General features: G+C 29.7%; 22 protein-coding genes. 10 read left to right on the top strand and 12 right to left on the bottom strand.

Annotated features, from left to right (window positions below):
• Positions 1-125: 125 nt before the first annotated feature.
• The 4 genes from BM335_RS06000 to BM335_RS05985 all read left to right on the top strand — a co-directional run bounded on the left by BM335_RS06000 (position 126) and on the right by BM335_RS05985 (position 3,595).
• Positions 126-1,121, top strand: coding sequence for a beta-ketoacyl-ACP synthase III (locus tag BM335_RS06000; RefSeq protein WP_090224277.1), 996 nt, complete (start codon positions 126-128; stop codon positions 1,119-1,121).
• 26 nt (positions 1,122-1,147) lie between these two features.
• The gene (gene accB, locus BM335_RS05995) at positions 1,148-1,624 is read left to right on the top strand and encodes an acetyl-CoA carboxylase biotin carboxyl carrier protein (RefSeq protein WP_090224275.1); all 477 of its coding nucleotides are present in this window, start codon (positions 1,148-1,150) and stop codon (positions 1,622-1,624) included.
• 80 nt (positions 1,625-1,704) lie between these two features.
• Positions 1,705-3,054: an acetyl-CoA carboxylase biotin carboxylase subunit gene (gene accC, locus BM335_RS05990; RefSeq protein WP_090224273.1), complete on the top strand. Its 1,350-nt coding sequence runs from the start codon at positions 1,705-1,707 to the stop codon at positions 3,052-3,054.
• Positions 3,055-3,130: 76 nt separating this feature from the next.
• A complete protein-coding gene (locus BM335_RS05985) occupies positions 3,131-3,595 on the top strand; it encodes an Lrp/AsnC ligand binding domain-containing protein (protein WP_090224271.1) in 465 nt (154 codons plus the stop codon).
• A gap of 47 nt (positions 3,596-3,642) precedes the next feature.
• Here BM335_RS05985 and BM335_RS05980 read toward each other — a convergent pair whose 3' ends face one another.
• Complete coding sequence (locus BM335_RS05980) at positions 3,643-4,338, bottom strand: zinc metallopeptidase (protein ID WP_090224269.1); 696 nt, start codon at positions 4,336-4,338, stop codon at positions 3,643-3,645.
• A gap of 78 nt (positions 4,339-4,416) precedes the next feature.
• Between BM335_RS05980 and BM335_RS05975 the strand changes: the two genes are divergently transcribed.
• The 6 genes from BM335_RS05975 (at position 4,417) to BM335_RS05950 (ending at position 8,821) form a co-directional block, all read left to right on the top strand.
• Positions 4,417-5,454, top strand: a complete 1,038-nt coding sequence (locus tag BM335_RS05975; protein ID WP_090224267.1) for an asparaginase — start codon at positions 4,417-4,419, stop codon at positions 5,452-5,454.
• Between the two features lie 281 nt (positions 5,455-5,735).
• The gene (locus BM335_RS05970; protein ID WP_090224265.1) at positions 5,736-6,482 is read left to right on the top strand and encodes a MotA/TolQ/ExbB proton channel family protein; all 747 of its coding nucleotides are present in this window, start codon (positions 5,736-5,738) and stop codon (positions 6,480-6,482) included.
• Positions 6,483-6,491: 9 nt separating this feature from the next.
• Positions 6,492-6,953, top strand: a complete 462-nt coding sequence (locus tag BM335_RS05965; protein WP_090224263.1) for a hypothetical protein — start codon at positions 6,492-6,494, stop codon at positions 6,951-6,953.
• A 7-nt stretch (positions 6,954-6,960) separates the two neighbouring features.
• Positions 6,961-7,584, top strand: a complete 624-nt coding sequence (locus BM335_RS05960) for an ExbD/TolR family protein (protein WP_090224261.1) — start codon at positions 6,961-6,963, stop codon at positions 7,582-7,584.
• A gap of 9 nt (positions 7,585-7,593) precedes the next feature.
• Positions 7,594-8,067: an ExbD/TolR family protein gene (locus BM335_RS05955; RefSeq protein ID WP_090224258.1), complete on the top strand. Its 474-nt coding sequence runs from the start codon at positions 7,594-7,596 to the stop codon at positions 8,065-8,067.
• A gap of 79 nt (positions 8,068-8,146) precedes the next feature.
• Positions 8,147-8,821 (top strand): porin family protein, encoded by a 675-nt coding sequence (locus BM335_RS05950; protein ID WP_090224256.1) that lies wholly within the window; start codon positions 8,147-8,149, stop codon positions 8,819-8,821.
• Here BM335_RS05950 and BM335_RS15560 read toward each other — a convergent pair.
• The 11 genes from BM335_RS15560 to rplM all read right to left on the bottom strand — a co-directional run bounded on the left by BM335_RS15560 (position 8,814) and on the right by rplM (position 21,744).
• Positions 8,814-9,215, bottom strand: a complete 402-nt coding sequence (locus tag BM335_RS15560; RefSeq protein WP_143102386.1) for a hypothetical protein — start codon at positions 9,213-9,215, stop codon at positions 8,814-8,816. The two genes, BM335_RS05950 and BM335_RS15560, sit on opposite strands and share 8 nt — an antisense overlap.
• Positions 9,216-9,443: 228 nt before the next feature.
• Positions 9,444-10,901, bottom strand: a complete 1,458-nt coding sequence (rpoN, locus tag BM335_RS05940; protein WP_090224250.1) for an RNA polymerase factor sigma-54 — start codon at positions 10,899-10,901, stop codon at positions 9,444-9,446.
• Between the two features lie 77 nt (positions 10,902-10,978).
• Positions 10,979-12,412 carry an asparagine--tRNA ligase gene (asnS, locus tag BM335_RS05935; RefSeq protein WP_090224248.1) on the bottom strand — a complete coding sequence of 478 codons (1,434 nt, stop codon included), beginning with the start codon at positions 12,410-12,412 and terminating at the stop codon, positions 10,979-10,981.
• A 97-nt stretch (positions 12,413-12,509) separates the two neighbouring features.
• Positions 12,510-14,888, bottom strand: coding sequence for an efflux RND transporter permease subunit (locus tag BM335_RS05930; protein WP_090224246.1), 2,379 nt, complete (start codon positions 14,886-14,888; stop codon positions 12,510-12,512).
• A 55-nt stretch (positions 14,889-14,943) separates the two neighbouring features.
• The gene (locus tag BM335_RS05925; RefSeq protein ID WP_090224244.1) at positions 14,944-17,454 is read right to left on the bottom strand and encodes a DUF5686 and carboxypeptidase-like regulatory domain-containing protein; all 2,511 of its coding nucleotides are present in this window, start codon (positions 17,452-17,454) and stop codon (positions 14,944-14,946) included.
• 97 nt (positions 17,455-17,551) lie between these two features.
• The gene (gene frr / locus BM335_RS05920) at positions 17,552-18,106 is read right to left on the bottom strand and encodes a ribosome recycling factor (protein WP_090224242.1); all 555 of its coding nucleotides are present in this window, start codon (positions 18,104-18,106) and stop codon (positions 17,552-17,554) included.
• A 25-nt stretch (positions 18,107-18,131) separates the two neighbouring features.
• Positions 18,132-18,839 (bottom strand): UMP kinase, encoded by a 708-nt coding sequence (gene pyrH, locus BM335_RS05915; protein WP_090224240.1) that lies wholly within the window; start codon positions 18,837-18,839, stop codon positions 18,132-18,134.
• Positions 18,840-18,986: 147 nt separating this feature from the next.
• Complete coding sequence (gene tsf / locus BM335_RS05910) at positions 18,987-19,955, bottom strand: translation elongation factor Ts (protein ID WP_090224237.1); 969 nt, start codon at positions 19,953-19,955, stop codon at positions 18,987-18,989.
• Between the two features lie 43 nt (positions 19,956-19,998).
• Positions 19,999-20,727, bottom strand: a complete 729-nt coding sequence (gene rpsB, locus BM335_RS05905) for a 30S ribosomal protein S2 (protein ID WP_090224235.1) — start codon at positions 20,725-20,727, stop codon at positions 19,999-20,001.
• A 175-nt stretch (positions 20,728-20,902) separates the two neighbouring features.
• Positions 20,903-21,289 (bottom strand): 30S ribosomal protein S9, encoded by a 387-nt coding sequence (rpsI, locus tag BM335_RS05900; protein ID WP_090224233.1) that lies wholly within the window; start codon positions 21,287-21,289, stop codon positions 20,903-20,905.
• Positions 21,289-21,744: a 50S ribosomal protein L13 gene (gene rplM / locus BM335_RS05895; RefSeq protein WP_090224826.1), complete on the bottom strand. Its 456-nt coding sequence runs from the start codon at positions 21,742-21,744 to the stop codon at positions 21,289-21,291. Before rplM ends, rpsI begins: the two co-directional genes overlap by 1 nt.
• Positions 21,745-21,891 lie beyond the last annotated feature (147 nt).

Below are 21,891 nucleotides of genomic sequence, written 5' to 3'. Positions count from 1 at the left end.
TCTCATTTTGAGGGTTTTTTTTGTTTTTTATGCCCAATAAAACTAAAAAATGACAAAAATCGTGAATGAATAGAAATAAAATTCATTACTTTTGACCGTCTTTTTTTGTTAAAAGAATATATAATATGACTAAAATTACCGCAGCAATAACAGCCGTTGGAAAGTATGTTCCTGAAGACATTTTATCAAATAAAATGTTAGAAAAAATGGTTGATACTAATGATGAATGGATAACTTCTAGAACCGGAATTAAAGAAAGAAGAATACTTAAAGGTGAAGGAAAAGGAACTTCATTCATGGCAATTAAAGCAGCTCAAGAACTAATAACTAAAAGAAAACTAAATCCTAAAGAAATTGAATTAGTAATAGTTGCAACCGCAACTCCAGATATGCAAGCCGCTGCAACTGCAGCATATGTAGCATCAGAAATAGGAGCGGTAAATGCATTTGGATTTGATTTAGAAGCTGCTTGTTCTAGCTTTTTATTTGGAATGTCCGTTGCAGCTCGTTATATTGAATCAGGAAAATATAAAAAAGTATTATTAATAGGAGCAGACAAATGTTCTTCCATGATTGATTATACAGATAGAGCAACTTGTATTATATTTGGTGATGGAGCAGGAGCAGTTTTATTTGAACCAAATAATGAAGGTTTAGGATTGCAAGATGAATATTTAAGAAGCGACGGTACTGGAAGAGAATTTTTGCAAGTAAAAGCAAGTGGTTCTATGTATCCAGTAACAAAAGAAGCAATTGATAATAGAGAAAATTTTGTTTTTCAAGATGGGAAAACAGTATTTAAAAATGCCGTTTTTAATATGGCAGATGTGTCTGTTAAAATGCTTGAACGTAATAATTTAGTAAAAGAAGATATTGATTGGTTAGCGGCGCATCAAGCAAATAAACGTATAATTGAAGCAACAGCTAATAGAATCAATTTGGATAGTTCAAAAGTAATGATGAATATTCAAAAATACGGTAATACAACTTCTGCAACATTACCATTATTGTTAGCAGATTATGAGCAACAACTAAAAAAAGGAGATAAAATAATATTTGCTGCATTTGGTGGAGGTTTCACTTGGGGATCAATCTACTTTAAATGGGCATATAATTCTTAACAAATTAACAACCTAAAACGAATGATATGGATTTAAGAGATATTCAAAATCTAATAAAATTTGTTGCCAAATCAGGCGCAAGTGAAGTGAAGTTAGAAATGGAAGATATTAAAATTACCATTAAAACTGGAACTGAAAAAACCGAAACTACTATTGTTCAACAGGCTCCATTAAACATGCATCCAATGCCAAATGTTGTGCAAGGCGAAACTCAAACAGGACAGGTAACACCTGTAAACGAAGCTGCTAAGGAAGCTTCTAAATATAAAGAGATAACATCACCAATTATAGGTACTTTTTATAGAAAGCCATCTCCAGATAAACCAGTTTTTGTTGAAGTAGGAGATTCAATTAATACAGATACTGTTGTGTGTATGGTTGAAGCAATGAAATTATTTAATGAAATTGAAGCCGAAATATCAGGTAAAATTGTAAAAGTTTTAGTAGAAGATGGTACACCAGTAGAATTTGGGCAACCATTATTTTTAGTAGATCCATCATAATGTAAAATCACAATTTTCAATTCACAATCTCCATATTTTTTTGGAATTTGTTTGTTGAATATTGAAAAATTGAAGAATTTATGTTTAAAAAAATATTAATTGCCAATAGAGGTGAAATAGCACTACGAGTTATAAGGACTTGCAGAGAGATTGGTGTAAAAACTGTAGCAGTATATTCTACAGCTGATGCAGAAAGTTTACACGTTAGATTTGCCGACGAAGCTGTTTGTATAGGTCCACCGCCAAGTAGTGAGTCGTATTTAAAAATGCAATCAATTTTAGCAGCAGCCGAAATTACAAATGCAGATGCAATCCATCCTGGATATGGATTTTTATCAGAAAACGCCAAATTTTCTAAATTATGTGAAGAACATGGTATTAAATTTATTGGCGCTACAGCTGATATGATTAGTAAAATGGGAGATAAAGCTTCAGCAAGAGCAACTATGAAAGCTGCAGGAGTTCCTACAATTCCTGGTTCAGATGGTATTCTTGAAACATATGAGGAAGCTGAGAAATTAGCTGACGAAATGGGATATCCTGTTATGCTAAAAGCAACCGCGGGAGGAGGAGGAAAAGGAATGCGTGCTGTTTGGAAAAAAGAAAAACTACGGGACCTTTGGGATTCTGCCAAACAAGAAGCTTTTGCTTGTTTTGGAAATGACGGAATGTATATGGAAAAACTAATTGAAGAACCTCGCCATATTGAAATACAAATTGTAGGTGATTCTTTTGGTAAAGCATGTCATTTATCAGAAAGAGATTGTTCCATTCAACGTCGTCATCAAAAATTAACAGAAGAAGCTCCTTCGCCATTTATGACTACTCAGTTACGTAAAAAAATGGGAGAAGCTGCTGTAAAAGCTGCTGAATATATTTCATATGAAGGTGCAGGAACTATTGAGTTTTTGGTAGACAAGCATAGAAATTTCTATTTTATGGAAATGAATACTCGTATTCAAGTTGAGCATCCTATTACAGAACAAGTAATTGATTATGATTTAATTTACGAACAAATTAAAGTTGCTGCAGGGATTCCAATTTCAGGTAAAAATTACACACCAAAATTACATTCAATAGAATGTAGAATAAATGCTGAAGATCCTTTTGCTGGTTTTAGACCATCACCAGGAAAGATTCAAACATTGCATGTGCCTGGAGGCCATGGCGTAAGGGTAGATACTCACGTATATGCGGGTTATACTATTCCACCAAATTACGATTCAATGATTGCAAAGTTGATTACAACTGCTCAAACCAGAGAAGAAGCAATTGCAAAAATGCGTAGAGCATTAGATGAATTTGTAATTGAAGGAATAAAAACCACGATTCCTTTCCACAGACAATTAATGGACCATCCAGATTATATTGCTGGAAATTATACAACAAAGTTTATGGAAGATTTTGTGTTAGTTCCAGAAGAAAAATAAAAAGTATAGAACTTATTAAGAAGGATATGAGAAATCATATCCTTTTTTATTTTAAATTTACTTGATTTTAAAAGTTATGAAAGAAAGCGAGTTAAAAATTGATGGAATTGACAAGGTAATTTTAAAGCATTTAATGAAAGATGCAAGAACACCTATTTTAAGCATTGCTAGAGAAATAGGTGTTTCAGGAGCTGCAATTCACCAAAGACTTCGAAAATTAGAATCTTCAGGACTGATTGAAGGTTCTAAATTTCATGTAAATCCTAAAGTATTAGGTTATGAAACACTAGCTTTTGTAGGTGTTTATTTAGATGCTGCAAGCAGATATATTACAGTCATAAATCAATTTAAAGATATTCCTGAAATTTTAGAAAGCCATTATACAACTGGAAATTGGTCGGTGTTATTGAAAATTGCTTGTAAAAATAATGAGCATTTAATGACAATTTTAAATCAACAAATTCAAACTATAAAAGGAGTTGCAAGAACAGAAACATTTATTTCTTTAGATCAACATATTAATAGACAAATTTCAATATAAAAAAACCGGTTTTAAACCGGTTTTTTTTATGAATTATCTTTATTTCTTTAATCTCTTGATCCTAATATTTGAAGCCCCCAATAAAGCAGCATAGCCAAGGAACCTAAAGCAGCAACTAAATAAGTTCTAGCTGCCCATTTTAAAGAATCTTTTGCACCATCTTGCTCAGCATCAGTTAGCATATTGTTTGTTTTTAACCAAGCTAAAGCTCTATTGCTTGCATCGTATTCAACAGGTAAGGTAATAAAACTAAATATTGTAGCTACGGCCATCATTGCAAGTCCAACAACAGCAATTGTAAAACCAATTCCTGTATTTCCAGCAAAAGCACTTATAAGCAAACCTCCGATTACTAGCCATTGTGAAAATTTTGAAGAAATGTTTACAGCAGGCACTAATTTAGATCGCATATTAAGCCATTCATAAGATTTAGCATGTTGAACCGCATGACCAACTTCATGCGCTGCAACTGCTGCCGAAGCTGCATTGCGCTGTGCATAAACGGCTTCACTTAAATTAACTGTTTTGTTAACAGGATTATAGTGATCAGTTAATTGCCCAGGTGTTGAAATAATTTTAACATCGTAAATGCCATTATCATGCAACATTTTTTCAGCAATTTCTCTTCCACTTAATCCGTTTTTTAGTTGAACATTAGAGTAATATTTAAACTTGCTTTTTAGTTTTTGACTTACAAGCCAACTTACTAAAGATATAATTCCAATTATAATGTAAAATCCCATAAATTTCTTTTTAGTTAATGAATTTTTAATTTGGTAAATTTACATCATAAATTATTCCAAAAAAAAGGTTCAGACAAAATGACAAAAAAATCGAATATACTGTTAATATATACTGGTGGAACCATTGGTATGGTAAAAGATTATAAAACAGGAGCGTTAAAAACTTTTAATTTTAATAAGCTTTTAAACCATATTCCAGAAATTAATCAGTTAAATTGTGTAATTGAAAGTATTTCGTTAAAAAAACCAATTGATTCGTCAAATATGAATCCATCAATTTGGATTTTAATTTCTGAAATTATTGAAAAAAATTATCAAAATTTTGATGGATTTGTAGTTTTACATGGTTCTGATACAATGTCATACACTGCTTCTGCCATTAGTTTTATGTTTGAAAACCTATCAAAGCCAGTAATTTTTACAGGTTCTCAATTGCCAATTGGTGATTTACGTACCGATGCCAAAGAAAACCTAATTACATCAATAGAAATTGCTTCAGCTCAAGAAAATGGTTTGCCAATAATTTCTGAAGTTTGTTTATATTTTGAGTATAAATTGTACAGAGCAAACCGAACAACTAAAATAAATTCGGAACATTTTGAAGCCTTTACATCTCCTAATTATCCGCCACTTTGTGAAAGTGGCGTTCATTTAAAATTTCATAAAAATTTATTTTTTAAACCACATTTAAATGAAAATTTAATTGTTAGAAAAAAAATGGTTAGTGACATTGTCATTCTAAAAATATTTCCAGGAATTACCAAAAATATTGTTGAAAGTATGCTTTCAATTAAAAATTTGAAAGGTGTAATTTTAGAAACCTATGGAGCTGGAAATGCACCCAATGAAAAATGGTTTATATCGTTATTAAAAAAAGCTATTACTAAAGGAATTCAAATTATTAATGTAACACAATGTGCAGGAGGAAGTGTAATTATGGGGCATTATGAAACCAGTACACAGCTTAAAAAAATAGGAGTAATTAGTGGGTACGACATAACAACAGAGTCTGCAATTGCTAAGCTTATGTATCTTTTAGGTGAAAAAATTCCTAAAAATCAATTTCATATAATTTTTGAAACTTCCCTTAGAGGAGAAATTACTAAACTTGAATAAAAATTATGTAATAGATTTAAGTTTTATTGAATTTATTTCAAAAAAAACAGGCATTTAAACTTTTTTTTATAATTTTTTTTAAAAAAAATGGTTGAAAAAAAAAATATTTAAAGTCGTTATAAAATTTTCAGAATTCAACATTTTTTTGTTACTTGCCATTCGCAAAAGACACGTTAGCTTTGGAGTATAAGAATTGATATAACTTTGTAATTCTATACATTTAATTATGTTTTTTGTAAATTTTAAAACCGGATAAAAATTAATAAATTAACTATTACACGATGAAAAGAGTATTTACTATCCTTGCGATTACAGGATTATTGTTATTTGGAGCAGCACCTAAAGCAATTGCACAAGATGCAGCAAACACTGAACAAGTTGCTGATGCAACAGAATCAAAAACATTTCACCAAGAATTAAAACAACGTTTTATTGAAGGTGGACCTTTCTTTATGGGAATTGTATTAGTAGCCTTAATTCTAGGATTAGCTATTGCAATTGAAAGAATTATTTACCTAAACATGGCAACAACTAATACTAAAAAATTAGTGAGCAGTGTTGATGATGCTTTAGCATCAGGAGGTGTTGAAGCTGCAAAAGAAGTTTGTAGAAATACAAAAGGACCTGTTGCTTCAATTTTTTATCAAGGACTTGATAGAATGGATGAAGGCGTTGAAGCAGCTGAAAAAGCAGTTGTTGGTTACGGTGGAGTTCAAATGGGATTATTAGAGAAAAACATTTCTTGGTTATCTTTATTTATTGCATTAGCACCAATGTTAGGTTTCATGGGAACAGTAATTGGTATGATTGATGCGTTTGACTCTATTCAAGCAGCGGGTGATATTTCTCCAACAGTAGTTGCAGGGGGTATTAAAGTAGCATTATTAACAACTGTATTTGGTTTAGTTGTAGCTATTATTTTACAAATTTTCTATAACTATATTATTTCTAAAGTTGATAGTATTGTAAATAGTATGGAAGATGCTTCCATTTCACTTGTTGACCTTTTGGTTAGACACAAAAAATAAGAATAAATTATGAATACAAAAATTTCTAAGATATTAACTTATGCAACAGGTCTAATAGGAGTAATTGGATTCTTTTTCTTCATTAGAATTGTTGTAGAAGGTGATACAAATATTGAGAATGATGTTAACTTACAAAACAGTATTCTTTCTCCATTTATTACATTTTCTTTAATTACATTAGGGGCTACAGCTGCAATTGCTGTAATTTATTCATTGATAAATTTGTTTAAGCACCCAGAAGTATTAAAAAGATCATTAATTGGAGTTGGTATATTGTTAGTATTGTTAGTACTTTCTTATTCATTCGCTTCTGGTGAAGCTGTAACTGATCAGTTAGGCAAAGTGCTAGAAAATGGTGAAGCAGGAAGTGTATCAAGATGGGTAAGTACATTAATTAACTATAGTTTTATATTAGGTGCAATTGGTTTAGTATTCTTTTTATATGACTTTGTTAAAGGACTTGTAAAATAAATTAATTATGGCAAGAAGAGAAAATTCAGAAATAAATGCTGGTTCGATGGCAGACATTGCGTTCTTGCTTTTAATATTTTTCTTAGTAACAACCACTATGGACGTTGATTCTGGTATTGCTCGTAAGCTACCAGAAAAATCACCACCAGATCAAAAGAATGATGTTATTGTTAAACAAAAGAATGTTTTTGACATAGTAGTAAACCGTAATAACCAAATTTTGGTTGAAGGTACAGATTATGTTAAAGTAACTGACATTAAAGAGTTGGCAATGAAATTTATTGATAACGGAGGTGGTGTAGGAAACTCTATTGATGGAAAACCAGGAGAACCTTGTGATTATTGCAATGGAGCTAAAGATCCTGCATCATCAGATCACCCTTCAAAAGCGATTATTTCGTTACAGAGTGATAGAGGTACAACTTACGGAATGTATGTTACTATTCAAAATGAAATAGAAGCTGCATATAATCAATTAAGAAACAATTTGTCAAATAAATTGTATGGAAGATCTTACGATCAGTTACTTAGTGATTATGACAATGATCCAACGGAAAGTTTAAAAGCTAAAATTGATAATTTGAAAGATAAATATCCTCAAATTATTTCAGAACCTGAACCAATAAAATAATATCAGATTATGAGTAAATTTAAAAAGAAGAAAAAAGGATTGCCTGCAATTTCTACGGCATCTTTACCTGATATTGTATTTATGTTGTTATTCTTTTTTATGGTTTCAACTACAATGAGAGAAACAGATTTATTAATTAAAAAACCGTTTCTTCCTACAGCTAGTGAAGTTAAAAAATTAGAACAAAAAAGTTTAGTAAGTACAATTTATGTTGGGAAATCAAAAGATTCTAGAATATCTGGAGATAAAATCCAAGTAAATGATAAAATTATTGATGTTAAAGATGTTCCTAGTTTTATCTATTCTGAAAGAGCTTTAAGAAAAGAAGAAGAAGTTAAATATATGACTACTTCTATTAAAGCTGATAAAGAAGCAAGCGTAGGTACTATATTAGATATTAAAGAACAATTACGTGATATAAATGCCCTAAAAGTTAGTTTCTCTACTTCAAGAGGAAATGATTTAAGCGGTAACTATAAGTAAAAAATATTTTTACAAATAAATAAAAAAGGCAATAGATTTTCTATTGTCTTTTTTATTTATAAAAACTACATTTGTTTTTATGATTAAAAATTTTTTAATAATACTTTTCTTCATTTCATTTTTTAGTGTGAAAGCACAAGTTGAAAATGATTCAATTGATACCAAATATTTGGAAGATCAAATATATTTATCATTGGTATATAATATTTTAAATGAAAAGCCTTCTACTATTTCACAAAATGGTTTTTCTGGAGGTATAGCACTTGGTTTTATTAAAGATTTACCGATTAATGAAACTAGAAATATTGGATTTGGTGTTGGTTTAGGGTATTCATATGCTGTATATATCCAAAATTTAAAAATAACTTCAGATAATAATTTAGCAATTGCATCTGTAGCTACCGACTATAATGTAAATAGATTTAGAACCCATGCAATTGAATTACCAATTGAGTTTAGATGGCGTAATTCTACTCCAACAAAATATAAGTTTTGGAGAATTTATGGTGGAGTGAAGGTTTTATATGCCTTTGCATTTAATGCCACTTATAAAGATGCTGAAACTGTAATTAATGCTAAAAACATTTCAGAGTTCAATCAACTGCAAAGCGGTCTTTTTATTTCAGCAGGTTATAGTACCTGGAATTTATATATTTATTATGGTTTAACTCCAATTTTTAAAGGTTTAGATTTAGATGGTAAAAAGCTTGATTTAAAAGAAATTAATGTGGGTTTGAAATTTTATATTATGTAGTAGTATAAATAAAAAATACAATTATTTGAGTTAATATTCCAACAGCATAACCAATTACTATTTCATTTAATTTGTGGGCTTTTAAAATTAGTCTTGATGTAGAAATTAAACCACTTAAAACAAATAGGACAGTTAAAAGTATTAATAAATTTATTTTATAAAAATAACTAAAGCATATAGAAAACCCTATAAGCCCTCCAATTGCTAATGCATGTAAGCTTAGTTTAGTTTTAAAATATAATAAAGTATATGAAATAACTAAACCCAAACCATAACTAAAATAAAACAAAGCTAAAATATCTACAATATTAGATTTAAATAACCAATTACCGATAATGTAGGTTAAAGATATAAACAATAAAGTAGGAAATTTTCGCTCTTCAATAGTGCTCATATGGTAACTTTGTATCAGTTTAAATTTTTTTAATAGATACAATAAAATAAGTGGAAAAATATAGGTTCCTAAAAAAATAACCAATAAAATTGTGTGTTCTTGAGTCTTAAATATATATTTTGGAATAAATAAAAAATATATAATAGCACCCAGTATTGAAAAATTTATTGGGTGAAAAAAGTAGGAAATGAATTTTGAAAATCTATAGTTCATAATTAACGTAATCATTTATATTTCTTTTCTTAGCCTTGCAACAGAAATATCAAGCTGTTCTCTATATTTTGCTACAGTTCTTCTGGCTATAGGATAGCCTTTTTCTTTTAAAATTAGTGCCAATTTATCATCGGTCAAAGGTTTTTTCTTATTTTCTTTATCAATAACAGTAGCTAAAATATCTTTAATTTCTTTGGTAGAAACATCATCACCTTGGTCGTTTTTCATTGATTCAGAAAAGAAATCTTTAATTAATCTAGTTCCATAGGGTGTAGAAACAAATTTACTATTTGCAACTCTTGAAACCGTAGAAACATCCATATTAATTATATCAGCAATATCTTTTAATATCATTGGTTTTAACTTGCGTTCATCACCTGTTAAAAAATATTCTTTTTGATACTGCATAATTGCATTCATATTAAGATAGAGGGTTTGCTGACGTTGTTTTATTGCGTCAATAAACCACTTGGCAGAATCTAATTTTTGTTTTATAAATAAAACAGCATCCTTTTGTGATTGAGATTTATCTTTAGAATCTTTATAGCCATTTAAAAGATCGTTATATTCTTTTGATATATGCAGCTCTGGCGCATTTCTAGAGTTTAGGGTTAACTCTAATTCTCCTTCAACAATTCTAATAGAAAAATCAGGAACAATTTGCTCTGCAATTTTATTGTTTCCAACATGAGAGCCTCCGGGTTTTGGATTTAATTTTTCAATTTGTTTGATTGCATCTTTTAATTCATCTTCAGTAACGTGAAATTTTTGAATTAATTTTGAATAATGTTTTTTTACAAATTGATCAAATGATTGTTCTAAAATGTTAATGGCTAAAGTTCTGGCAGGTTTTTCACCTTTTCTTTTCAGTTGAATAATTAAACATTCTTTTAAATCTCTTGCACCAACCCCAGCTGGATCTAAATCTTGAACTAATTTTATTAATTGTTCTAATTCTTCAATGGTTGTATAGATATTTTGGGTGAAAGCTAAATCATCCATTACATCAATTAAATCGCGTCTTAAATAACCGCTTTCATCAATACTTCCAATTAAAAAATCTGTAATGATCTCTTCATTTTCAGTTAAGCGATAGGTACTCATTTGATTTTTTAAATGCTGGGTAAATGAAGTTCCTGAAGCAAAAGGAATGTCTTTTTCTTCATCATCAGCCGAGTAATTATTGCTTTGGGTTTTATAATTCGGAATTTCGTCATCGCTTAAATATTCATCAATATTTATATCGTCAGTATTTATACTTTCATTTCCAGAATCATCATATTCATCATTCATTGAAGTATCATCAAAATCATCCAAATTTTCTTTCCCACTTTCTAACGCAGGATTTTCTTCTAATTCTTGTTTTAATCTTTGTTCAAAAGCTTGTGTAGGCAATTGAATCATTTTCATCAACTGAATTTGTTGCGGTGATAATTTTTGTAATAATTTTTGATGTAATCCTTGTTTTAGCATATAAAATTAAATTCCATTTTTATAAAAATACAAAAAAACATAGTATGTTGTTTACTATGTTTTTTAAAAGTTTAAATTTAAAACTCTGCATTTTGAGGTGTTCTTGGGTAAGGAATAACATCTCTAATGTTACCCATACCTGTAGCGTATTGAACTAAACGCTCAAAGCCAAGCCCAAATCCGCTATGCACGGCTGTACCAAATTTTCGGGTATCTAAATACCACCATAATTCGTGTTCATCTATATTAAGCGCTTTCATTTTTTGTTGTAATACTTGTAAACGCTCTTCACGTTGACTACCACCAACAATTTCTCCAATTCCAGGGAATAAAACATCCATAGCTCTCACTGTTTTTCCATCTTCATTTAAACGCATGTAAAATGCTTTAATATTTGCAGGATAATCAAATAAAATTACTGGACATTTAAAGTGTTTTTCAACTAAATAGCGTTCGTGTTCACTTTGTAAATCTGCGCCCCATTCATTTATTAAATATTGGAATTTTTTATTTTTATTTGGTTTACAGTTTCTTAAAATATCAATTGCTTCAGTATAACTTACACGTTTAAAATTATTTTCAACTACAAAATTAAGTTTTTCAAGTAACGATAATTCACTTCTTTCGTTTTGTGGTTTGCTTTTTTCTTCTTGTAATAATCTATCATTTAAAAAAGCTAAATCATCTTTACAATTTTTAAGAATATCAGAAATAACCGATTTAATAAAATCTTCGGCTAAATCCATATTATCATCTAAATTGTTGAATGCAACTTCAGGTTCAATCATCCAAAATTCAGCTAAATGACGCGTTGTATTAGAGTTTTCAGCTCTAAAAGTTGGACCAAATGTATACACTTTTCCTAAAGCCATAGCGTAGGTTTCGGCTTCTAACTGTCCTGAAACGGTTAAGTTTGTTTGTTTGCCAAAAAAATCTTTACTGTGGTCAACAGTTCCAGTTTCGTTTTTAGGAAGTTTGTTGGGATTTAAAGTGCTCACTTGAAACATTTCTCCAGCGCCTTCGGCATCAGATCCTGTAATTATTGGAGCATGAAAATGATAAAATCCGTTCTCAACAAAGTATTTATGTATGGCAAAAGAAAGCGCCGATCTTACACGCATAACTGCACTAAATGTATTAGTTCTAATACGCAAGTGTGCATTTTCTCTTAAAAATTCAAAGCTGTGTTTTTTAGGTTGAATTGGATATTCCTCAGGGTTTGAGTCACCTAATATTTCAATTTCGTTTACCTGAATTTCTACACTTTGTCCTTTTCCTTGGCTTTCAGTGAGTGTTCCTTTTATTGAAATTGCAGCTCCAGTAGTTATTCTTTTAAGAGTAGCTTCGCTAGTGTTTTCAAAATCAACAACACATTGTATATTGTTTATAGTAGAGCCATCGTTTAAAGCAATAAATCTATTTGCTCTAAAGGTTCTTACCCAACCTTTTATAGTTACTTCTTGTAAAAAGTTATTTGAACTTAAAAGTTCAGCAACGGTACATTTATTCATATTCTAAAATTTAGAATTACAAAGATACATGAACAAATGAAAGTAGTAAAGTTTGAATGTTTAAAAATAATCTATAAACGTAAACTATTTAATTAAATTAATCATCCAAGTCATTTTCACCATCAGGATCTAAAATATCAAGCACAGGTTCTTTTAAAATTTCTTTGCTGGCTATTTTCTTTTCTAATGAAAGTAATAATGAAGGTAACAGAATTAGGTTAGAAACCATTGCAAATAAAAGTGTAATTGAAACCAAACCACCAAGCGCAATTGTTCCTCCAAAACTTGAAACTGTAAACACTAAAAATCCAAAAAATAAAACAATTGAAGTATAGAACATACTAACGCCAGTTTCTCTTAATGCTGCGTAAACAGATTGTTTTATGCGCCAGTTATTAGCCATTAACTCTTGACGGTATTTTGCTAAAAAATGTATAGTATCATCTACAGAAATACCAAATGCAATACTAAATACTAAAATTGTAGATGGTTTTATAGGAACTCCTAGATATCCCATTAATCCTGCGGTAATTAGTAAAGGGAAAATATTAGGAATAAGTGAAATTAAAATCATTCTGAACGATCTAAACATAAATGCCATAAAAATGGCAATTAGTAGGATTGCTAAAGAAAGTGAAATTACTAAATTGTTAATTAAATAATTTGTTCCTTTTAAAAACACTAACGCCCCGCCAGTCATAGAAACATCATATTTTTCTTTTGGAAATTCTTTATCAATTTTTTGTTGAAGACGGTCTTCAATAACAGTCATTTTATCAGTACCAATATCTTTCATAAAGGTAGTTATTCGTGCATATCTTCCTGTAGAATCAACAAAATTATCCAACAAATGTGTATTGGCTGATGAATTTTTGGTATAATTTAAAATCCAGTTTTTTTCCTGACTATTTGGCAATTCGTAATAATTAGGTAATCCGTTATAAAATGCCTGTTTAGAATATTTTACAATGTTTAAAACAGAAATTGGTTTTGATAGTTGAGGAATTTCTTCAATGGTTTCATCTAGCTTTTCCATACGTTTAAGTGTTGCTAAACTCATAACGCCATCTTCCTTTTTTGTGTCAATAATAATTTCTAAAGGCATAATTCCGCCAAATTCTTCTTCAAAAAACTCGATGTCTTTAAAAAACTCTTTGCCTTTTGGCATATCTTCAATTAAACTTCCAGAAACTTTAATTTTGTAAATACCAATCATACTTACAATTATTAATATTACTGTTATTGAATACACTGCTAATCGGCTGTTTCTTACCACAGATTCCATCCAAGTAACAATTTTTTCAATCCATTTACGCTCTAAATGTTTTAAATGTTTTTCTTTTGGTAGCGGCATAAAACTATAAATAATAGGAATTATTAATAATGCCAGTACAAAAATTGCCAATATGTTAATGGAAGCAATGGTACCAAATTCTTTTAAAAGTTGACTTTTTGTAAATATAAAAGTTGCAAAACCCGATGCAGTTGTTACGTTTGTCATTAATGTAGCATTACCCACTTTTGTAATAACGCGTTGTAATGATTTTGCTTGATTACCATGTTTTTTAATTTCTTGCTGATATTTATTTATTAAAAATATAGCGTTTGGAACTCCAATTACAATAATTAAAGGCGGAATTAAAGCCATTAAAACAGTAATTTCATATCTAAAAAGTCCAATAAAACCAAATGCCCAAACAACACCAATACTTACAACTAAAAGTGTAATAGCTGTTGCTCTAATAGATCTGAAAAAGAAAAAGAAAATTAAGGCGGTAATTCCTAATGCCAAGCCTACAAACATGCCAATTTCGTCAATAATATTCTGGGCATTCATTGTTCTAATGTATGGCATTCCCGAAACGCGAATATCTATATTATAGTCTTTTTCAAATTTTTTAATTGTTGGGTTTAAAACATTAAAAATGAAATCTTTTCTTGCGGCTGTGTTAACAATATCTTTATCTAAATAAATAACCGATCTAATAGTTCCAGTTTTTTTATTGTATAAAAAGTTATCGAAAAAAGGAAGGTTGTCAAATAGCTCGTGTTTTATTGCTAGAACTTCTTCAACTGTTTCAGGCTTTTTATCATATAAAGGTTCGGTAACAAACTTTTCTTCATCAGTGTTTTTTACCAATTTTTTAATATCGCCAACAGCAATGGTAAATTCAATTTCTTTTAAACTATCTAAGTTTTTTGATAATTTATTCCAAGCATTAAATTTATTAGGTGTGAAAATTGTAGAATCTTGAACAGCTAAAATGATGATATTTCCTTCTTCGCCAAATATTTTTAAAAACTTATTGTAATCTATATTTACCTGATGGTTTTCAGGCAATAGATTTGCTTCTGTATATGAAAATCTCATATACTGCATTTGTGTTGATAAAAAATAAGTGAATGCAGCTATTATTACTAAAATAATGTATCTGCTTTTTAAAATAAGTCTAGAAACCTGCGTCCAAAAATCCATTTAAAAAAATTTTTGCAAAGGTAACAAATTAGTTTAGCTTTCAATAGGTTAAGTATTAAAATCCTAACCTTAATTTATAAGTTAATTTAACAGCTAAATTATCTGTCCAGGTTGGGTTTGCGTAGGCTCCATATCTATAAAATGCACTAAATCCAAAACCTTTTAATAGAGAATTAATTTCCATTCCACTTTCAATATATCCTTTATTCATACTTTTAAATAGTAATCCTTGATGATATTCTGGATGGTCAATAGTTCCAATGGCAGCACGTGTTGCAATACTAATTTGAGGTTTAAATTTATTGCTTAGTTTTAGTGGTTCAAAACTTTGTTTTAAATGAATTGCAAAAAATCTATCAGAAACAAACTCATTATATCCCATTGTTTCAAAACTATTTTTACCGGCAAAAGTTATTCGCTTAAACCATGGAGATTTATAAGTGTAATTTGGTGTTGCATTGTATAAATGTGAAATGGGGGCGTCTCCAAAAACAATTCCTCCTTCAGCCAAAATATGTGTAACACCTTTTCTAAGTGGTTTAATTTTATGTAAAATTCTTAAATTAACTTGGGTGAAATCAAAATCGCTTTGAAATAAATTTTCAATACTTTTTGTTAATTGTAATGTTAACTGAGGAAATTCATTTTTTATAGTTAATTTTCCAATTGGTGAATTCATAAATTCACTTTTGGGACTGTATTGTAAGTTTACTGAAGCGGTTGTTAACCGATATCTTGAAATATTTTTTGATGCGTTTATAAACTGATAATTAAAAACGGGCGAATAATCACCAGAACTAATTTGAAGTTTTGCCTCTAAATTTGGTTTAATATCGTGCTCAAAATATGTGCTTACAGTTTTATAGTTGTAAAATTTATCAATATTTAAATTTCTTGGGTTTATAGGTGAGAATGAGGTGTTTTCAGCAATAAAATCTAAAGCAGCAGCTTCTTTTAAATCATTTGTAAAATTAACGCCAAACCAAGTGTTAGATTCTTTGTTTAGTCGGGTTGCAGTACCAATACTATATTTAAAATCTTTATCTTTTGTACCGTATGCAATGTAGGATTCAATTTTAAATTTACTTGAAAAATTTTGATTTGTTACGCCTCCAAATCCTACTCGCAAACCTTCATAATTATTGAGGTTTATGATTTTCCCAAGATTTAGATTTATATATTTTGTATGTAAATATCCTTTTAACAGATTGCGTCCTAAAGCAATTTTTCCTTCAATATTTTCGCTCTTTGCAATGCTATCTAAGTTTATGTAGGTTGTTTTTCCTCTATCTGTTAAAGAATCAGTTCTGTATAAATTCCAAAATTCTTCAGATTTTTTTCCAGCATCATCATTAAACTTTATGGTAGAAGCGGAGTTTTTCACTTTTAATTCAGGATTTATTTGAATGTTACTGTTTTCGGTTTTAGAAATAAAATAGGAAACATCAGAAGGTCCATTTGTAGTTGTTTTTACAATAGAATCATTTTTTTCTGAATTTGAAACTTTAACCATTCCGCCAAATAAATTCACATTTTCATTATTATCACCTTTTTTAATAACAATATTCATATCTGACGGAAACCAACAATTACACTCTTTTATAAAAGTATAATTTTGTGTAGCTTTTACATTTACAATAGCTTTTAGTTCAGCCATTCCTTTTGTGATGGAAAAATTTTGAGAATCAATATATAAAACACCTTCAATTCCAGTAAAATCTTTTTTTATTTTAGGTTTAAAATACACTAAAATTGATTGACTGTAATCTGTTTTAACGGTGTCTAATATTTTATAATCGTAATGTTTTAAAGCATTGTCGGCTATTGGATTAATATATTTTGTGCCGGCAATTGTATAAAATTCATTGTAAAAAGAGAAATCTTGAAATGTAATAGCTAATAATTCATAAATTGGTTGTTGTAACCCAGCCATTCTAGATGCCATTATAATTTCTTTTGTTTTTTTACCTTTTTGAAATTGAAATTGTGAAACTTTTTCAGAAATATATAAATGTTGTTTATCTATCTCTTTTTTAAATTTATAGTTGGTAGAATCTATTTTTAAAAATTGCTTATCTCCATTTTTTATAATATACACAGAATCAATTTTTCCGTTTATAGAATCGGGATGTGCTGTAACTAAAAGTTTCGTGTAAGCATCAAATTTAAATGAGTTTAATGAAGTTTCTATATTGTTTTTATCTTTGTTTATAATGGTATTTCTAATTATTTGCAATGCAGGATTTTCAGTTGCAGTAATTAAAATTTCATTTAAAAATTCAGTTGCAGGTTCCAATGCTATTTTAATGTATTTATCAGAACTGTTAATAGGAATTGTAATGTTTTTGTAACCAACGTACGAAACTTTAATTTTATTAAATTCAATATTACTTTTTATTTGAAATTTACCATCAATATCTGTTAGCGTACCAATGTTTGTATTTGTAATTATTGATGCAAAAGGAAGTGGTTTTTTTGTTGAACTATCTGTTACTAAACCTTGAATTTGATTTTGTGAAAAAACGATGAGTGGAAAGAGCAAAATTAAAAACAATCTTTTTTTCATACGTGTATTATCGTCATTATAAAACAAATATAAGGGAATAAAAAAGCACTCGATAGAGTGCTTTATAGTTTTTTGATAAGTTTAACTTTTTTAAAAATTAAACTTTCATTATTTCTTGATCTTTTACTTTATAAAGCTCATCAACTTCTAAACTAAATTTATCCGTTAATTTTTGAATATCAATTTCAGCATTTGCTTTCATATCTTCAGAAGCATCTGCTTTTTTAATTTCTTGCATTGCTTCTCTTCTGTCATTTCTAATTCCAATTTTAGCGTTTTCAGCCTCCATTTTAGCTTGTTTAGATAATTCCTTTCTTCGTTCTTCAGTTAAAACAGGAACATTAATAATAATAACTTCTCCATTATTCATTGGATTAAACCCTAAATTGGCAATCATAATTGCTTTTTCTATTTCATGCAGCATCTTTTTTTCCCAAGGCTGAACTGTAATTGTGTGTGCATCCATGGTGTTAATATTTGCAACTTGAGATAATGGTGTTTGTGAACCGTAATAATCTACAGTAACACCACCTAACATTGTAGGGCTAGCTTTACCTGCTCTAATATTTCTAAATTCTTTTTCTAAATGAGTAATGGCATTTTGCATTAACTCGCGTGTACTATCTATTATAAAAATTAATTCTTCATTCATAATTGAAAAACTTTAATTATTCTACTTATTTGTCAACTATTGTTCCAATATTTTCACCTGAAACTACTTTTTCTAGGTTTCCTTTTTTGTTCATATCAAAAACAACAATAGGTAAGTTGTTTTCTTGGCTTAAAGCAAAGGCTGTCATGTCCATAACTTTTAATCCTTTATTCATTACATCTTTATATGTAATAGAATCAAATTTAATTGCGTCACTATTTTTTTCTGGATCAGAGTTGTAGATTCCATCAACTCTTGTTCCTTTTAAAATAACATCAGCTCCAATTTCAATTGCTCTTAATACTGCTGCGGTATCTGTTGTAAAATACGGATTTCCAGTTCCTCCTCCAAAAATAACCACTCTACCTTTTTCTAAATGGCGTACGGCTCTTCTTTTAATAAAAGGTTCAGCAACTTGTTCCATTTTAATTGCTGTTAAAAGTCGGGTAAAAATACCTTCATCTTCTAAAGCACTTTGTAATGCTAAACCATTAATAACAGTTGCGAGCATTCCCATATAATCTCCTTGAACTCGATCCATACCGTTACTAGCACCAGAAACACCTCTAAAAATGTTTCCTCCACCAATAACAATGGCAACTTCTATTCCTTTATCAACAATTATTTTTATATCTCTAGCGTAATCTGCTAAACGTGTGGGGTCAATACCATATTGGCGATCTCCCATAAGTGCTTCACCACTTAATTTTAAAAGAATTCTTTTGTATGCCATAATTTTTTTAAGTTATGCAAATATAATAAATACTTTAAAAGTATAAGAAGTTAGTTTTTGTTGATTTTTATTTTTTTTAATTACGCAATTTGTAAAAAACAAAAAACTCGCCAATTTGGCGAGTTTTTTTAATATAAGTGTTTTTTATTAAGCTAACGAAACTCTTTTAAAGTCGGTTACCACTACGTCACCTAATGAGCTTACGTATTGAGCTACATTAATTTTTTCGTCTTTAATAAAGTTTTGATCTAATAAACATTGTTCTTGATCTAAAGTAGTGTTATCAGAAATAAATCTTTCTAATTTACCAGGTAAAATTCTATCCCAAATAGCTTCTGGTTTTCCTTCAGCTTTTAATTCTTCTTTTAATTTTGCTTCAGTGTCAGCAATTATTTCAGGAGTTAATTGAGATCTAGAAATAAAAGTAGGAACATTCTTTAAAGTTTTTCCTAATCTTTTTAATTCTTCATTTTCTTTTTCAATTACTGCAATTCTTGCTTCAGTTTCAGATGCAACAAAAGCAGGATCAAAATCTTTATAAGATAAAATTGAAGCACCCATTGCTGCAGCTTGCATAGAAACATCTTTTGCAACTACATCTGCGCCTTCTACGTTTGCTGATAAAGCAGTTACAGCAGCAATTTTATTTCCAGCATGAATATATGAACCTACAAAAGGACCAGATACACATTCAAAAGCACCAATTTCTAATTTTTCACCAATAACACCAGTTTGCTCAATTAATTTTTCAGCAACTGTTAAATTTCCAAAAGGAGCATTTAAAAAATCTTCTTTTGAAGTATAGTTTACTGCTATTTTTGCAAATTCAGTAGCTAAAGCAACGAAAGCGTCATTTTTAGCAACAAAATCAGTTTCACAGTTTAATGAAATTACAGCACCTTTAGTGTTGTCATCATTAACATATGCAATTACGGCTCCTTCTGATGAATCTCTATCAGCTCTGTTAGCAGCAACTTTTTGTCCTTTTTTACGTAAAATATCAATTGCTTTGTCGAAATCTCCTTCAGCTTCAACAAGTGCGTTTTTACAATCCATCATACCGGCTCCGGTAGATTGTCTTAATTTGTTTACTTCTGCGGCTGTAATGTTTGCCATTTTATTTATATTTTTTGTTGAATTTAAACTCAACTATTATACATTAATTATCGTTATCGTCAGATTCTTTAGCGTCTTTGTTAACTTTTCTGTCAGCTAAACCTTCAGCAATTGCATCTGTAATATAACCTAATACTTTTGTAATAGATTTTGAAGCGTCATCATTTGCAGGTACTACATAATCAATACCTCTTGGGTCAGAGTTTGTATCAACCATTGCAAAAATAGGAATGTTTAAGTTTTTAGCTTCAGCTACTGCAATGTGTTCTTTTTTCACATCAACAATAAAAATTGCTCCTGGCAAACGAGTCATATCAGAAATAGAACCTAAGTTTTTTTCTAATTTTTCACGTTGACGGTTGATTTGTAATTTTTCTCTTTTAGAAAGAGCATCAAAAGATCCATCAGTTTTCATTCTGTCAATTGATGACATTTTTTTAACTGCTTTTCTAATAGTAACAAAGTTAGTTAACATTCCACCTGGCCATCTTTCAGTAATGTAAGGCATGTTAACACTTGCAGATTTTTCAGCAATAATTTCTTTTGCTTGTTTTTTTGTAGCTACAAAAAGGATTTTTCTTCCAGATGCTGCAATTTTCTTTAAAGCTTCAGCTGCTTCATCAATTTTTGCTGCAGTTTTGTATAAATCTATAATATGAACGCCGTTACGCTCTCCATATATATAAGGAGCCATGTTTGGATCCCATTTTCTAGTAAGGTGACCAAAGTGTACACCTGCGTCTAATAATTCTTGAACTTCTATGTTTGTCATTTGTATTTAGTTTACGTTCCGTTGAGAGTTAGCAATAGGGAAGTAGCGATAATCGATCTTCCCTATTTGGATGCTAAACTTTATATCAGTCATTGACTGAACAACGACAACTTTGTTTTTGTTTTTAATTTCAATGAACCACCAAATAAATTGGTGATATAACTCCAATAAACGATTAACGTTTTGAGAATTGGAATTTTTTTCTTGCTTTCTTTTGACCGAATTTTTTACGTTCAACCATTCTTGGGTCTCTTGTAAGTAGTCCTTCAGGTTTTAAGATAGTTCTGTTTTCTTCATTTAAGAAAACTAAAGCTCTAGAAATTCCTAAACGAATTGCTTCAGCCTGACCTGTAATTCCTCCTCCATAAACATTTACTTTAATATCAAAAGTACTTGCATTATCTGTTAAATTTAATGCTTGTAATACTTTGTATTGTAAGTGAGATGTAGTAAAGTAGTCTTTATAATCTTTTTTATTTACAGTAATGTTTCCAGTACCGTCAGAAAGATAAACACGAGCAACAGCTGTTTTTCTTCTACCTATTTTGTGTATTGTGTCCATTATTTAAGGTCGTTAAGGTTAATAACTTTTGGAGTTTGTGCAGTTTGATTATGTTCAGCACCAGCATAAACATATAAATTTCTGAACAAAGCGCTTCCTAATTTATTTTTAGGTAACATTCCTTTTACTGCTTTTTCAACAAGACGAGTTGGGTCTTTTTGAAACATTTCAGTAGCCGTTAATGATCTTTGACCACCTGGGTAACCTGTGTGACGAATGTAAGATTTGTCACTCCATTTTTTTCCAGTTAAATTGATTTTATCTGCGTTGATAACTACTACATTGTCTCCACAATCTACGTGAGGAGTGTAGTTAGTTTTGTACTTACCTCTAACTAGCATAGCTACTTTAGAAGCTAGACGACCCAACGTTTGACCGTCTGCATCAACTAAAACCCACTCTTTTGTAGCGGTTGCTTTATTAGCTGACACTGTTTTGTAACTTAATGTATTCACAATTAAATTCTTTGTTAAAATTAAACATTTGTTTTTGTTCCCTAAAAAGGGAGTGCAAATGTACAAACTATTATTTATATAACAAACTGTATTTTAGTGATTATTTTATTGTTTTTTATTGAATGATAAAAGAGTTAATTTATTCAT

The organism is Lutibacter maritimus, assembly GCF_900116115.1.
In the GTDB taxonomy this organism is placed as follows: Bacteria; Bacteroidota; Bacteroidia; order Flavobacteriales; family Flavobacteriaceae; genus Lutibacter; species Lutibacter maritimus.
This window is presented reverse-complemented; position numbering and strand designations above follow the sequence as displayed.